At 51.1% G+C, this 13,831-nt stretch carries 11 protein-coding genes; 4 read left to right on the forward strand and 7 right to left on the reverse strand.

Going from position 1 to position 13,831, the window contains the following annotated elements; translation table 11 throughout:
• Nucleotides 1-48 precede the first annotated feature (48 nt).
• The gene (locus tag BLP55_RS00135; RefSeq protein ID WP_139149549.1) at nucleotides 49-3,525 is read left to right on the forward strand and encodes a T9SS type A sorting domain-containing protein; all 3,477 of its coding nucleotides are present in this window, start codon (nucleotides 49-51) and stop codon (nucleotides 3,523-3,525) included.
• Nucleotides 3,526-3,612: 87 nt separating this feature from the next.
• On the opposite strand, the gene BLP55_RS00140 is transcribed toward BLP55_RS00135, so the two are convergent.
• The 4 genes from BLP55_RS00140 to BLP55_RS00155 all read right to left on the reverse strand — a co-directional run bounded on the left by BLP55_RS00140 (nucleotide 3,613) and on the right by BLP55_RS00155 (nucleotide 8,205).
• Nucleotides 3,613-5,565 carry a vWA domain-containing protein gene (locus BLP55_RS00140; RefSeq protein ID WP_091139832.1) on the reverse strand — a complete coding sequence of 651 codons (1,953 nt, stop codon included), beginning with the start codon at nucleotides 5,563-5,565 and terminating at the stop codon, nucleotides 3,613-3,615.
• Nucleotides 5,566-5,592: 27 nt separating this feature from the next.
• Nucleotides 5,593-6,555 (reverse strand): hypothetical protein, encoded by a 963-nt coding sequence (locus BLP55_RS00145; RefSeq protein ID WP_091139836.1) that lies wholly within the window; start codon nucleotides 6,553-6,555, stop codon nucleotides 5,593-5,595.
• A gap of 1 nt (nucleotide 6,556) precedes the next feature.
• Nucleotides 6,557-7,054, reverse strand: coding sequence for an RNA polymerase sigma factor (locus tag BLP55_RS00150; protein ID WP_091140696.1), 498 nt, complete (start codon nucleotides 7,052-7,054; stop codon nucleotides 6,557-6,559).
• A 317-nt stretch (nucleotides 7,055-7,371) separates the two neighbouring features.
• The gene (locus BLP55_RS00155; RefSeq protein ID WP_091139839.1) at nucleotides 7,372-8,205 is read right to left on the reverse strand and encodes a DUF6929 family protein; all 834 of its coding nucleotides are present in this window, start codon (nucleotides 8,203-8,205) and stop codon (nucleotides 7,372-7,374) included.
• Nucleotides 8,206-8,326: 121 nt separating this feature from the next.
• Between BLP55_RS00155 and BLP55_RS00160 the strand changes: the two genes are divergently transcribed.
• Nucleotides 8,327-9,208: a PPK2 family polyphosphate kinase gene (locus BLP55_RS00160; RefSeq protein WP_091140697.1), complete on the forward strand. Its 882-nt coding sequence runs from the start codon at nucleotides 8,327-8,329 to the stop codon at nucleotides 9,206-9,208.
• Nucleotides 9,209-9,255: 47 nt separating this feature from the next.
• Here the strand turns inward: BLP55_RS00160 and BLP55_RS00165 are convergent, their stop codons facing one another.
• Complete coding sequence (locus BLP55_RS00165) at nucleotides 9,256-9,846, reverse strand: hypothetical protein (RefSeq protein WP_091139842.1); 591 nt, start codon at nucleotides 9,844-9,846, stop codon at nucleotides 9,256-9,258.
• A 373-nt stretch (nucleotides 9,847-10,219) separates the two neighbouring features.
• Here BLP55_RS00165 and BLP55_RS00170 point away from each other — a divergent pair, with 373 nt between their 5' ends.
• Both BLP55_RS00170 and BLP55_RS00175 read left to right on the forward strand, forming a co-directional pair.
• Nucleotides 10,220-11,632, forward strand: a complete 1,413-nt coding sequence (locus BLP55_RS00170; RefSeq protein WP_091140698.1) for an MATE family efflux transporter — start codon at nucleotides 10,220-10,222, stop codon at nucleotides 11,630-11,632.
• Between the two features lie 159 nt (nucleotides 11,633-11,791).
• On the forward strand, nucleotides 11,792-12,019 hold the full coding sequence (locus tag BLP55_RS00175) for a hypothetical protein (protein WP_091139846.1): 228 nt from the start codon (nucleotides 11,792-11,794) through the stop codon (nucleotides 12,017-12,019).
• Nucleotides 12,020-12,168: 149 nt separating this feature from the next.
• On the opposite strand, the gene meaB is transcribed toward BLP55_RS00175, so the two are convergent.
• Both meaB and BLP55_RS00185 read right to left on the reverse strand, forming a co-directional pair.
• On the reverse strand, nucleotides 12,169-13,251 hold the full coding sequence (gene meaB, locus BLP55_RS00180) for a methylmalonyl Co-A mutase-associated GTPase MeaB (protein WP_091139849.1): 1,083 nt from the start codon (nucleotides 13,249-13,251) through the stop codon (nucleotides 12,169-12,171).
• 98 nt (nucleotides 13,252-13,349) lie between these two features.
• Nucleotides 13,350-13,757, reverse strand: a complete 408-nt coding sequence (locus BLP55_RS00185) for an Rrf2 family transcriptional regulator (protein ID WP_091139852.1) — start codon at nucleotides 13,755-13,757, stop codon at nucleotides 13,350-13,352.
• Nucleotides 13,758-13,831: the final 74 nt, after the last annotated feature.

Raw genomic sequence — 13,831 nt, forward strand, 5'->3', positions numbered from 1 at the left:
TTTGTTATTTTTAACGGATTGAAAAACAACACCAAAGCATCCGTTAAAATGAAGAAAAAACTACTATTGTTGTTCCTGATGCTTGCCGTATCGGGGATGGCCAATGCGCAAGCCGTGGGCGATACAATCCGCGTGCAAGGGTTTAACTACAACAGCACCACGCGCGACACGGTGCTCGCTTTCCCAAACAATCCCGCGCTGACCTTCGAGAAAATTTTACTCAAATACAACATGCGTTGCCGCAACGCCACGGTGCTCATGGGCCCCGAAGACGGTGTGACCGGTTGCGGCGAATGGGATTATTCGTGCAACACCTTCATCGCCGATTCGAGCAAGGTCGAAAAGGTGCTGCAACAATGGCCCGATTACCATGTTTCTAATTTTTCGGGCAGTGCGTTCGCCTATACCACGCAACCTACTTTCGACCACTACGATTTTACGCAACAACAGGTCAACCTGAACAGCATCGTTTCTGAAAACACCTATCAGGTAGGCAGCGGCAACCAATCGATGGGTGGGTTGTTGCATACCGCGCTTCGCAGCGGCCGCTCGCAGATTTTGGTCACGGCGGCGCAACTGCAAGCTGCAGGGCTCACCGCGGGCCCGATCCAAGGTTTGGGATTGACCGCCACAACCGGTGGCGCAACCGCATTCCTGAAACTCTCGGTCAAAAGCACTTCGCTGATCGAATTGCCCGCACAGAATTTACAGCTTACCGGTTTTACCGAAGTCTATTTCCGCAACCATGCTTTTGCCGTGGGCGCGAACCGTTTGCAGTTCCATACGCCTTTCAATTGGGATGGGACGAGCAACCTGATCCTCGACTTTTCGTTTTCGAACACTTCGGGAACCGCCGACATCCAATTGGCGGGCTTTACCAACGCGGGTTTGCGTAGCCTGAGCGCGAGCAACATCGGGATGATCGATACTTCGGCGGGTGCGGTCGATATCGATCCAACGTTTTTGAATACCATCGGCCAACAATTGACCGTTTCGTTCTGGGCCTATGGCGATCCGGCGCTGATGCCGAGCAATTGTAGCATCGTGTACGGCTATTCGACCGACATCAACCAGCGCGAAATCAACCTGCACATGCCTTGGGACGGACGGGTTTATTTTGACTGCGGCTACGATGGCGGCGGATTCGACCGTATCGAACAGGTGTATGGCGCCGAGAGCAACATCGAAGGACAATGGAACCACTGGGTGTTTGTCAAGAATGCCGATACCGAAGAAATGAAGATTTTCCTCAACGGCAACCAATGGCTGGGCGGTAGCGGAAAAACGCGCGCCGTGGAATTGCTCAAGCTTTATCTGGGCAAGATGAGTGACAACGGTACCGACCGTTTTTACAAAGGACGCATCCGTGAGTTCGCGGTTTGGGATACCGAAGTCGATGACGAAACCATCCTGGCCTGGAAAAACAAATCGCTCGACGCGACGCACCCGTACGACGCCAATCTCGTAGCTTACTACAAACTCGACCAGATGAACGCGGGCACCGTGCTCGACAGCAAACAAGGGCTGGTTTCGCAGGCGCCGTCGGTCAGTGCTTCGTTCGAGCGCGGCGATCAATTGTCGACGACCTTTACCGAATCGAACTTATTGCCGAACCTGACGTTTTACCGCGGCACCTACAACCAAACGGTAACCCCTGTGGTGGAGCGTTACAGCTATCCGCGCACGCCGCGCACCGTAGGGCATTATTCGGTGACCTCTAACGAAGGCGTGACGCCGATGACCGACGATACGCTCAATTTACTCGACACGCAATATTTGTATGACGCCGTGGCCGAAAACATCTACAACGGGCAAACGGGTGCCGTAGCGGGAACGTTGCCGGTAGCTACCGAAGGCACGATCAACGTCACGCAGATGGATTATTTCAAGCGTTATCCGTTTTACAACGAATTGGTGTCGTTCGTGACACCGTATGGTATCGGGCTCGATTTGGGCGTGAACGGCAAGACCTGGATTTTTGACATGTCCGATTACGTCAACCTGCTCAAAGGCAACAAACGCCTAACGATGGCCGGTGGCGTCTGGCAGGAAGAAATGGACCTTGAATTCTTGTTCATCGTGGGCACCCCGCCGCGCAACGTGGTACAATACGACCAATTGTGGCAAGGGATGTTCCGCAAGGGCGATGTGACGCTGGCCAACATCAACAACGGCACGGCCTTCCCGACCAACAATTACGCATTTTCAAGCGACGCGACCTCGTTCAAACTCAAATCGTCGATCACCGGTCATGGTGCTGCGGGCGAATTTTCGCAGAATGGCGGTACGATCCAACACCGCATTCGCGCCAACGACGTGCAGCAATTGAGCTGGACGATCACGCAAATCTGCAACGAAAATCCAATTTTCCCGCAAGGCGGAACATGGGTGTACAACCGCCAAGGCTGGTGTCCTGGCCAACGTACGCTGCTCAAGGAATACGACATCACGTCGTTTGCCACACCGGGATCGACGGTGGCTTTGGATTACCGCACTTCTAACGCGCAGCAGCCAGGTGGCGACTACCGTTACATCACCGCGCACCAAGTCATTGGCTACGGCGCGCCGAATTTCCCAACCGATGCCGCAATCGAAGTCGTCAAGGCGCCGAACAACGCGATTGCAGAATACGGTCGCATCAACCCAATGTGCGAACAACCCAAGTTGACGTTGCGCAATACGGGCGCCAATGCCGTGACGAGCGTACAGTTCGAGTATTGGCTCAACAACGCCGATACGCACCAAACGTTTACCTGGAACGGCAATCTGGCTTCGATGGCTGCCGTTGATGTACAGCTTCCGGTGCAAGGGCTTTGGAGCAATGGCGTGCAGGCGACCGGCAATAAGTTCCACGCCCAAATTGTCTTGGTCAACGGCGCGCCCGATGGCTATGCGCACAACAATTTGTATCATTCGAATTTTACGTTGCCCGACGTGTTGCCGGCTACGTTCAAGATCCGCGTCAAAACCAACAACAGTCCGGGCCAAAACTATTACAACCTGTACGACGATGCGGGCGTTTTGGTCGAAAACCGCACGTTCCCTGCCGCCAATACCATTTATACGTTTACCTACAACGCACCGCTGGTCACGCCGGGTTGCTACCGTTTGCGTATGGAAGATACCGGCAACAACGGTCTTGAATGGTGGGCCGCAACAGCGCAAGGTACCGGCTACATGCAAATCCTGGACGCCAACGACGTCGTGCTCAAAACGTTCGAACCTGACTTTGGTGGCGGCTTCGACTATAGTTTTTCGATCAATTCGCTGCTGGGTACCGATGTGTTCATCGCCGATGCCGGCGTGCGGTTGTACCCGAATCCATCCAAAGGTTCGTTCAAGCTCGAGGGTAAACAGCTTTCGGGCAGCACAATCACGATTACCGATGCGCTCGGAAAGACCATCCGCACTGCCCATGCCGATGCCAACCTGGTCGAATTCACCCAGCAACTCAACGCGGGATTGTATTTCGTCAAAGTCGAAAAAGACGGCCAAACGCAAACCCACAAGCTGTTGGTGCAATAGGCGATCGAACTAAAAAAAGCAAAAGGGACAAGTTAACGCTTGTCCCTTTTTTTGTCGGCCGTAACCGATATCAACTAACTAATTCAACTAATCCAATCCGGCAATTTTCTTGGCTTCGCCGTCGACGAGTCTAATGAACTCGGCGCGGTAACCGTCGGTATCGTTGGCGAGTCCTTCTTTCGCGAGTTTCTTGATGTCGCCCGACGACTTGTTTGCGATCAATTTAGAATCCCGCAATTTGAGCCCAAACCAAGCCACGGCCGCGCTGAATTTGAAATCGCCTGAGGCTTTTTCGAGTTTGGTCGCGTCGTTGGAGATCACATTGACCATTTCGGTACTTGTATCGCCATCTGGTTTTTTGTAGCGGAATTTAACGGTCGCGAGTTCGTCTTTGTAAACACTTGTGGTGGGTTCGACCTTGCTGTATTTGAGTTTGGGCGTGGTTTCGGCAAAATCGTTCTTGACCCCCACAGGGATGATTTCGTACAACGCCGTTACCGTGTGGCCGCTGCCCAATTCGCCCGCATCGATCTTGTCGTTCGTAAAATCTTCTGGACGCAGTTTGCGGTTTTCATAGCCAATCAAACGGTAGGCCTGCACTTGGTTCGGGTTGAATTCGATTTGGATCTTGACATCCTTGGCGATCGCAAACATCGACCCTTTGAACTCCTTGCCCAAGAAACGATTGGCTTCCTGGATGTTGTCGATGTAGGCGTAGTTGCCATTGCCTTTGTCGGCCAGGATTTCCATTTTGCTGTCTTTGTAATTGCCCATGCCATAGCCCAACACGGTCAGGAATACGCCCGTTTTGCGTTTGTCCTCGATCAGTTTTTCCATGGCTTCGTTCGACGAACTGCCCACGTTAAAATCGCCATCGGTGGCCAGGATCACGCGGTTGTTGCCACCCTTGATGAAATGTTCCTGCGCCGTTTTGTAGGCCAGTTCGATGCCCGCACCGCCGGCCGTGCTGCCGCCAGCATTGAGTCGTTCGAGCGCGTCTACAATGGCTTTCTTGTCGCTGCCCGAAGTTGGCGGCAAGACGAGCCCCGCTGCACCGGCATACACCACAATCGAAACCTTGTCTTCGTCGCGCAATTGCTGGGTCAGGATTTTCATCGATTGTATCAAAAGCGGCAGTTTGTTCGCACTGCCCATCGATCCCGAAACGTCGATCAAAAACACGAGGTTCGACGCGGGCAAGTTGTCGGTAGACAGGTGTTTTCCCTGTAGGCCGATACGCAAAAGTTGATGGTCTTTGTTCCACGGCGATTGGCTGTATTCGGTGTTGATCGAAAACGGATGTGCGCCGCTGGGTTGCGGGTACTGGTACTTGAAAAAGTTGACCATTTCTTCGACGCGAACGGCATCGCGTGGCACGGTTTGCCCATTGTTGATGAAACGTCTGATGTTGGTGTACGATGCGTTGTCGACATCGATCGAAAATGTAGACAGCGGCGCATTTTTGGGCGCTTCGAACGGATTCTCGACAAAAGTTCCGTAGTCTTCATCGTTTTTGTCGATGGGTTGGTAGCGGCTTTTTTCGAATTCGTGTTCGGCATCTTTTTCATAAACAGGCGAAGGCTGGTACAGTTGATCGGTGGCTTTGTTCGACGCATAACCCCTGATCACTACACCAGGAGCGGCGCCCGACACGGCATAGCCCAGTGACTTCTTTTCGCGTTTGATGCCTTGCGACGTCACGACCACTTCAGAAAGGGCCTGGCTGTCGGACTGCATCGCAACGTTGGTGACATTGTTGTCTTTGACTTTGACGTCGCGGTCCTTGAACCCGATGTAGCGGAACTGCAAAATGTCGCCTTTCTTGGCTTTGATGGAGTAGTGGCCGTTGAAGTCGGTCTGGGTGCCTTTGGTGTTTCCTTTTACGATGACGTTTACGGCTGGAATCGGCAGCCCATTTGCGGTGACGGTTCCGGTGATGGTGCGCTCCTTTTCGGGATGGGTCAGTGTTTTCAACCCCACGAAAGAGGTGAAAAGTACAAGCATGGCGATGCCCGATGAAAACATTTTGAAGTTTTTCATGACGATGATTTTTAAGGTTGTGGAATGTTACTTCTTGGAAGTCTTGGCTTCGGTTTTGGCGGCAGGTTTGCGGTCCTTGGTGGTGATCACAACCACGCCCTTCTCGCCGCGTTTTCCGTAATTGGCGATGGCCTTTTCGCCCTGGAATACAGTGATGGTCTCGATTTCCTGCTGGTTCAGCGGCGCATAAGGACTCGTAGGGTTGGGCCCAAACAATTCCTGTTCCGAGTAATAATGCCCGTTGATGATGTACAGCGGTTCCTTGAGCACGACGATTTCTTTTTCGTCCTTGGGATCGATCTTGGCGATGCCTTCGGATACGGTGTTGATTTTGAGCGCTTCTTCGCCTGTGATGGCCTTGCCGTCTACGATGACCAGCGGCGCTTGTACGTTGCCTACGACGGCAGTTTCCGTCTTTTTGTCGGTGTCGGCTTCGTGGAATTCGGCATCTTTTCGTTGCACGCCGACAGCATCAAATGCCCTTCCTTTCTGGAATCGTGCCGATTTGCCAGACAACGGTGCGTTCGACTTTTTGCTCTTGAGCACCATGTCCGACTCGGGCTCGTGGCTGTATTCGGCGTCTGCGGCCGGGCTTTCTTCCATGGCCACGGCTGCTGGCTCTTCGATGGTGCGCTTAAGGATTTTGTCGGCTTCGGGTTTGATTTGAGGGTGTTCCGGTGTCGGGTCGGCGGTGGCATCTTGTACTTTCGGCGGATGTGCGGGCGCGGGGATGTCGTTGTTGACTACTTCATTCTGTGGGATGCTGATGGTTTGTTCGGGTTTGAAAAGTTGATAGCCCAGCGTGACGACCAACAGTACCGAGGCGGCGATTGCGACTTTTTTCCACAAATTGTGCTGCTTGGTCAGTACTTTTTTGTCGAGTTTGTCTTCTACGCGCGACCAGACTTTCTCGACCGAGGGAAAGTCTTTCGACTCCATATTGTCGGCGGCGCGTTTGAACTGTTCGAATATTTTTTCTTGGTTCTCCATGTTATTTCGCATTTTGGTAGTAGCGCTGGTTCACGAGCACTTTGAGCTTGGTTTTGGCTACATTGAGTTGGGATTTGGAAGTGCCTTCGGAAATGTGCAACATATCGGCGATCTCTTTGTGTCCGTAGCCTTCGATGACGAACAGGTTAAAGATCGTACGGCAACCTTCGGGGATCAAATTGAGCAGGTTCAGCAAATCTTCTTCTTCCAGATGATTGACCTCTGGCGTAAAAGGTTGCAGCACCTTGACATCGTCCAGGTACATGTTGAAATTGGTTTTCTTACGGATCGTAAGCAGGCATTGGTTGATGGCAATCCTGCGGGCCCAGGCTTCGAATGCGCCCATTTCTTTGAGTTGATCGAGTTTGGTGAAGATGGTATAGAACGCATCGGCCATGGCTTCTTCGATCTCTTCCTCTTTTTTGAGGTAACGCTTGCATGTGTAGTATAACTTGGGTGCCATCAATTGGTAGACCTGTCGTTGGGCATCGCGTTGCATTTTCTTGCAGGCTGCTATGAGGTTTTCGCTGATCACGGTGCTTGTTTTTTGGGTAAGAGCAGGATTGTAGTAGAAAGGTTGGAACAGGCCTTTATTTTTTCGTGATTGTTTAAGAACACCGCTAAAACACAATCATTTCGATCACCGTAATTTGAAAAAAAAAAAATTAACAAAATGTACAGAAAATCTATAATACGGTGTCGATTATATTTCGTTGGGGTATACTTCCAATGCCCCCTTCCCTACGGTAAAAATACAATTTTCCCACGCAACTCCATTCCAGAAAAACTGTAAAAATGAACAACGACCGATTGCACTTATCGCTGCAATGTCAGTTTGTAAATCCCCGATGTAAGCGCGTCGGTGTCGTTGTCCTCGCAAAGCAGAAACTCGGTTTGCGCTTCGGACTTGGCGAAAAGCGCGAGCCCTTCGAATTTATGCGAATTAGAAATGGTTTTGGTTTTGCCCAATTTCATTTTTACGTGGTCGATGGTCCCGATGAGGGTGCCCAACACCACGCCATCGTGGTAGGTCGAGTTCGAATCTTCGGCCGAGGCCAGGAAATACAAAGTGTCGTCTACCATGATCGCATCGGTAAAACTGGCGCGCACGCCTTTTATTTTGGGCAATTTAAAGGCGTTGTACACCATGTTGAAATCGAGCTCCCAATCGCGCACCTCTACCGAGAACACACCGTTTTGCCCTTTGGCGCCGTTGCCGCGTTGAAAAAAGTACCAGGTCTCTTGGTCGCGCACAACACCTTCGATGTTGAAATCCTCGGGTTTGATTTGGGCGAAACTTTGCATCGACAGATACAGATTGGTCAAATCGGTTGTGGCGGTGATGGCTTTGGTGGTTTTGTTTAGTGTAACCATTTTATTTCGTTTTTCAGTAGAGCCCGAGCCGAATACGTAGATGTTTTGGTCGTCCGAGACGATGGCCTCGAAATCGGGTTTTTGCGACTTGGGGATGTTGGCCGACGGTTGTTCGAGCAAGGCGTGGTGGTTCAAACTTTGGTCGGCTACGCGGTACTCATACAAAAAGCCGCTGTTGTCGCCAATCAGGAGCAACGTGTGGCCATCGTACAACAGCCCTGAAGCCGATCCGATACCGATGATGTTAAAAAGCAGTTCGAGCGTGAATGGAGGCATGTTCGTTCTTTTAGCCCGGATCGAAGCGGCATCCTTTTTTGGTTTGCAAAAACAAAAAAGATACAGCGAAGAGCCGGAAATAGCTCCTAAAATTACTTATATTTACGATAAAACCGACACCATGGACAACATAAATACCGATGCGTACAAAGTGACGCAGCCCATCGCGCTGGCCGCGCACGCCACATTGATCCAAACCGACGCCACCGAGGAACAACTCGAGCAGCGACTCGAGGAACTAGGCAAGAAGATCGCAAAAATACAGGAAAAGATGTATGCGCAGGGCAAATACGGGGTGCTCATCGGGTTGCAGGGCATGGATACATCGGGCAAGGACAGCCTGATCCGAGAGGTGTTTAAGGAGTTCAACGTGCGCGGCGTGGTGGTGCACAGTTTCAAACAGCCCACCGAACTCGAGCTCAAGCACGACTATTTGTGGCGGCATTATCTTGCGCTGCCCGAACGCGGCAAATTTGCGATCTTTAACCGCACGCACTATGAAAATGTGTTGGTCACGCGCGTGCATCCTGAGTACATCCTGGGCGAGAACCTGCCCGATGTAAAACAAGTGTCGGATGTGAATACCGCATTTTGGGCCCGACGTTTTGCGCAAATCGAGAATTTTGAAAACCATGTGGTGCAAAACGGGACCATCGTACTCAAGTTTTTTCTGCATTTGAGCAAAGAGGAACAACGCCAGCGGTTGTTGCGCAGGCTCGAGGAGGAAAAGCACAATTGGAAGTTTTCGCCGGGCGACTTAAAGGAACGCGCGCTGTGGGAAGATTACCAGAGGTGTTATGAAGATGCCATCAACCGTACTTCGACGGCGGTAGCGCCCTGGTATGTGATTCCCGCCGACAACAAAGATGCCGCGCGCGTGCTTTTTGCCGAGATACTGTTGGCCGAACTCAAGAAATACAAAGACATCGACGAGCCCGAACTCGACGACAAGGTCAAGGCCAACATCGCCGAATACCGAAAGCAACTGACGTCGGAACAATAGAAAAAGCCCGACGGATCGGGCTTCTTCAGGTTTGAATTAGTGTGGCATTATAATCTGAAACCGTAGGCGAGTCGCAGGGCTACCTGTCCGGTCTCGAATTCGGTGTAGTGTTCGTAGCGCACGCTCAAATCGACCCATTTGTTGGCCCAACCGATGCCCGGCGCCAGGATGACGGTGGTGTCTTCGGCGAAAGGGCTGTTTTTAGAGACGGTAAATCCGCCACCCACTTCGGCTAATCCGTAAAATTGGTCTTCCCAAAAGAACGCCTTGAATCCTGCTTTTACGGGAATTTGTCCGATGTCTCTGCGATTGGCGGGCCAATCCTTGAGATCTTCTTCTACAAAAAAGTGGTTGTAACCCGTGGTCAACGTGACCGACAATCGGCGCGATAAATCGTATTGCAGACGGATGTCGCCGCCTACCGTAGGCCCTGCAAACACATCGGTGCCGCCAAATGGAGAACTCGACGTGTTGAACATATACCCGCCGTTGAGTCCGAACCCCAATCGGAACCCTTGGTCGTAGTTGCTGGGTGTGGTTCCGATGACCGTCCCGATCGTTTCTTTTTCTTGGGCAAACAGGCCTCCTGCAAACAAAAGGGCGCATCCCATTAACAAGCTTCTTACTTTGGTTTTCATGACAATTTGATTTTAAGATTAGTGAGATTTTTGTGGCATAGGTTAAATTAAATCGAATGTTTTTCATGAAATATCAAGTGTAAAACTATCAATGTGGCTTTTTGTTGTGCTTACACAATTCGCAGGTTTTGTTGCAAGATTTAATTTTCTACTAAAGAATCGTCATTTTATTAACGTGTTTTTGTGTTTTAAGTCATTGCTGGGCAAGGCATTGCTTCGCGAGTTTATTTTTGCAATTGATTTTTGAAAATGGTGCAAAATAGGCTAGGGGAAAAGTAAAAATTTAACAAATTTTAAGAAATCGGGCCTCGAAATTGCCGATTTCGCGCTTTTCAATCGAACGCAACTCGTACCTTTGCCGCAAAAAGTTGCCGTGAACCTTTCGCACTACACCAAGGAATTTCGATACAACCTGCAGTTGGCCTATCCGGTCATCCTGGGCATGCTGGGCCATACCTTGATAGGTATCGTCGATAAACTCATGGTGGGCAACCTCGGGTCGGCGGAATTGGCGGCCGTTTCGTTGGGCAACAGTTTTGTGTTCGTGGCCATGTCGATCGGCATCGGTTTTTCGACCGCCATCACGCCCATCGTAGCCGAGGGCGATGCCGAAAAAGACCAGCTCAAAGTGCGTTCGACGTTCCACCACGGGCTGTTTTTGTGTACGGTACTCGGGCTCGTACTGTTCGCGATCGTATTTTTGGCCAAGCCGCTCATGTACGTCATGGGGCAGCCCGCCGAAGTCATCGCGTTGGCCCTGCCGTATCTTGGCTGGACCGCTTTTTCGCTGATTCCGATGGTCATGTACCAAGGCTATAAACAATTTGCCGACGGATTGTCGATGACCAAATACTCGATGTACGCCATCGTCATGGCCAACGTCGTCCACGTCCCAATCAACTATGCCCTGATTTACGGCGTATGGATTTTCCCCGAACTGGGCGTGACCGGGGCCGGGCTCGGCACGGTGATCTCGCGTGTAATGATGGTGCTGTTCATGCACTGGATGCTGGCGCGGAATGAACGTCTTGGTGTTTACTTCAAAGGTTTTACGTTCGACGAGATCAAAAAGGTCACGGTGCGCAAAATTGTCAACCTTGGGCTGCCTTCGTCGATGCAGATGCTGTTCGAGGTTGCGCTGTTCACCTCGGCCGTTTGGTTGTGCGGCAACATCGGCAAGACCAGCCAGGCGGCCAACGAGATTGCGCTCAGTTTGGCCACGATTACTTTTATGTTTGCGATGGGACTCAGCGTCACGGCCATGATTCGGGTAGGGAACCAGCGCGGGCTCAACGATTACAAAAACCTGGTCGTGGTCGCGCGGTCGATCTTTTTGCTCGTGCTGTTGGTGGAAGCCGTTTTCGCGCTCGGGTTTATTTTGCTCAACGATTTTTTACCGCCGTTTTTCCTCGATGTCGACAACGTGTCGCAATTGGCCGATAACACCGAGGTCATCGCGATCGCGGCCCAGTTGCTGATCGTGGCGGCCATTTTTCAGGTATCCGATGGCGTCCAGGTGGTCGTTTTGGGTGCATTGCGCGGTTTGCAGGACGTCAAGATTCCGATGTATATTACGTTTGTGGCGTACTGGATTGTGGGTTTCCCGGTTTCGTTCTACCTCGGCAAATACACCGAGTGGCGTGCCGTGGGCGTTTGGATTGGGTTGTTGGCGGGGCTTACGGCGGCGGCGCTATTTTTGTACCTTCGGTTCAACCACCTGACCAAAAAGCTGATCTACGAGCAGGAAAAGGCCGAGTTCGAAGCATTGGACCGACACGGCGGATAGCGGCCCTTTGGTAAATTGCGAAATGGAGGAAGTAAAATCTGCTATTTTGATAGAGTTTCATTCCGCGAATCATCTGTAACGACAACAAAAAACAACACCCGAGGCGCAGCCGAATTGTATGGAGCGTAGCGGAATAAATAAAGAATAAAAAATAAAAAAATGGACCTACCAAAATTCCTACTCGGCGACAACACCGATTTTCCCGACGACATTTTTGTCATCCACATGGATTACCCGCGTTTCGTGATCAACCTCAAGGACGATGAGGTCGAATTTCTCGAAGAAGCCGAAGACCTCGACGAAGGCGAACTCAACCAAATCATGGAAGGCCTGATTGCCGAAGCCAATGATTTCTACGATCGTGAAGTGGCGCGTTACGAAGAGTAATTTTTTTAGGGTGTGCCACCGGCGCAGATAATTCGATTCGAAATGGCATCTTTTTGGCGCCGCTGTCGGGCACTCGGCTGCACGCGGTGCTTGCCTCCCCCGAAGCTTCGGGGCCTCACGCGGGCGTTCGGATTCAATTCGTAAGTGATTTATCGGTTGAAGTACCGATCCATCAATGACTGCGCGGCCGCGAACGGCGAGATTTCGTTTTGAAGTACTGCCGTTTTCTGGCGTTCGATTTCCTTGACCATATCCGGATTCGAGAAAAAATGACGCTGCAGTTGTTCGTGTATCGTTTCCATCATCCAGTATTGGTTTTGCGCCTGGCGTTTGTCGGCAAAGTAGCCGTTGCCTTGCACCAGTTCCAAATAATCCGAAATCAAGCCCCACACTTTGTCGACGCCGTCTTTGGTCAGTGCGCTGCACGTTTCCACTTTTGGCATCCATCCCGATTTCTTGGCCGGAAACAAATGTAACGCGCGGTTAAACTCGGTCTTGGCGAGCCTGGCGCGTTTGACGTTGTCGCCGTCGGCTTTGTTGATCACCACCGCATCGGCCATTTCCATGATCCCGCGTTTGATGCCTTGCAGTTCGTCGCCTGCGCCCGCGATCTTCAGCAGCAGGAAAAAATCCACCATCGAATGTACGGCCGTTTCGCTTTGCCCGACGCCCACGGTCTCGATGATGATCGTATCGAAACCGGCCGCTTCGCAAAGCGTGATTGTCTCGCGGGTTTTTCGGGCCACACCGCCCAGTGTTTCGCCCGATGCCGATGGACGTATGTAGGCGTTTGGGTCTTTCACCAAATCTTCCATCCGCGTTTTATCGCCTAAAATGCTGCCATGCGAAATGGTGCTGCTCGGGTCTACGGCCAGCACGGCCACTTTTTTACCGAGTCCGGTCAGGTATTTCCCAAACGCTTCGATGAACGTGCTTTTCCCAACGCCCGGGACGCCCGTGATGCCTATGCGTACCGATCGGTTGGCGCGTGGCAAGCACAATGCGATGATTTGATTGGCGGCCTCAAGGTGTTTGGGACTCGTACTTTCTACCAGGGTAATCGCGCGGCTGAGCGCGGAAACGTTGCTTTGGCTGATGCCGTCGAACAACGTTTGCGGAGAAGGTTTTTTTTGCCGACGCGAAATGATTTGTCCCGCTTGGTCCGAACTCACGGTTTCGGGCTGCGGGATGCCGTCTTTTTCGCTAAGCGCAGATGGGTCTGGTGGTGCCACGACAAAGTTTTGAAGTAAATGTACACTTTCAAAATAAAAATCCCAAATCCGTCGTGATCAGGATTTGGGACTACCCTTGCAAATCTATAAATAATGGGTTAAAAAGTGTCTGCGAAATTGAGCAACGAAATGTCCTTGAGTTGCTTGCTGATCTTGAGGTTCATGTCCTCGTACAGGTTGCCAAGTTTTTCGTTGATTTGTTTGCCCACGGGGCAGTTTTGGTTTGGTCTGTTCTTCGAATAACCCAATGTGACATTGTCGAATGTCATTTTGAACACATCGTTGAGCGTGACGTCTGAGGCGTTGCGCAGCAGGCGTGTGCCGCCGTTCTTGCCTTCTTTACTTTCTACGATGTTGTTTCTTTTGAGATTTGCGATTTCCTTGCGTACCAATACCGGATTCATATTCAGGCTGGCCGAAATGAATTCGGACGATAGATACTCTTCCGGGTGCTTGGAAAGCAAGGTAAGGATGTGGAGCGTAATGGCAAATTTACCCGAAATCATACTGTAATATTTATAGTTACAAATATAAGCTATAAAAGTGTACGTTCATCGATACGTAAATAAAATAATGTTAA

The sequence above is a fragment of the Flavobacterium caeni genome (assembly GCF_900101895.1).
Lineage (GTDB): Bacteria > Bacteroidota > Bacteroidia > Flavobacteriales > Flavobacteriaceae > Flavobacterium > Flavobacterium caeni.

What these genes read in the sequence shown, in the direction of transcription:
- BLP55_RS00135 (WP_139149549.1), top strand. Translation starts at nt 49, where the DNA reads ATGAAGAAAAAACTACTATTGTTGTTCCTGATGCTTGCCGTATCGGGG.
- BLP55_RS00140 (WP_091139832.1), bottom strand. Translation starts at nt 5,565, where the DNA reads ATGAAAAACTTCAAAATGTTTTCATCGGGCATCGCCATGCTTGTACTT.
- BLP55_RS00145 (WP_091139836.1), bottom strand. Translation starts at nt 6,555, where the DNA reads ATGGAGAACCAAGAAAAAATATTCGAACAGTTCAAACGCGCCGCCGAC.
- BLP55_RS00150 (WP_091140696.1), bottom strand. Translation starts at nt 7,054, where the DNA reads ATGCAACGCGATGCCCAACGACAGGTCTACCAATTGATGGCACCCAAG.
- BLP55_RS00155 (WP_091139839.1), bottom strand. Translation starts at nt 8,205, where the DNA reads ATGCCTCCATTCACGCTCGAACTGCTTTTTAACATCATCGGTATCGGA.
- BLP55_RS00160 (WP_091140697.1), top strand. Translation starts at nt 8,327, where the DNA reads ATGGACAACATAAATACCGATGCGTACAAAGTGACGCAGCCCATCGCG.
- BLP55_RS00165 (WP_091139842.1), bottom strand. Translation starts at nt 9,846, where the DNA reads ATGAAAACCAAAGTAAGAAGCTTGTTAATGGGATGCGCCCTTTTGTTT.
- BLP55_RS00175 (WP_091139846.1), top strand. Translation starts at nt 11,792, where the DNA reads ATGGACCTACCAAAATTCCTACTCGGCGACAACACCGATTTTCCCGAC.
- BLP55_RS00185 (WP_091139852.1), bottom strand. Translation starts at nt 13,757, where the DNA reads ATGATTTCGGGTAAATTTGCCATTACGCTCCACATCCTTACCTTGCTT.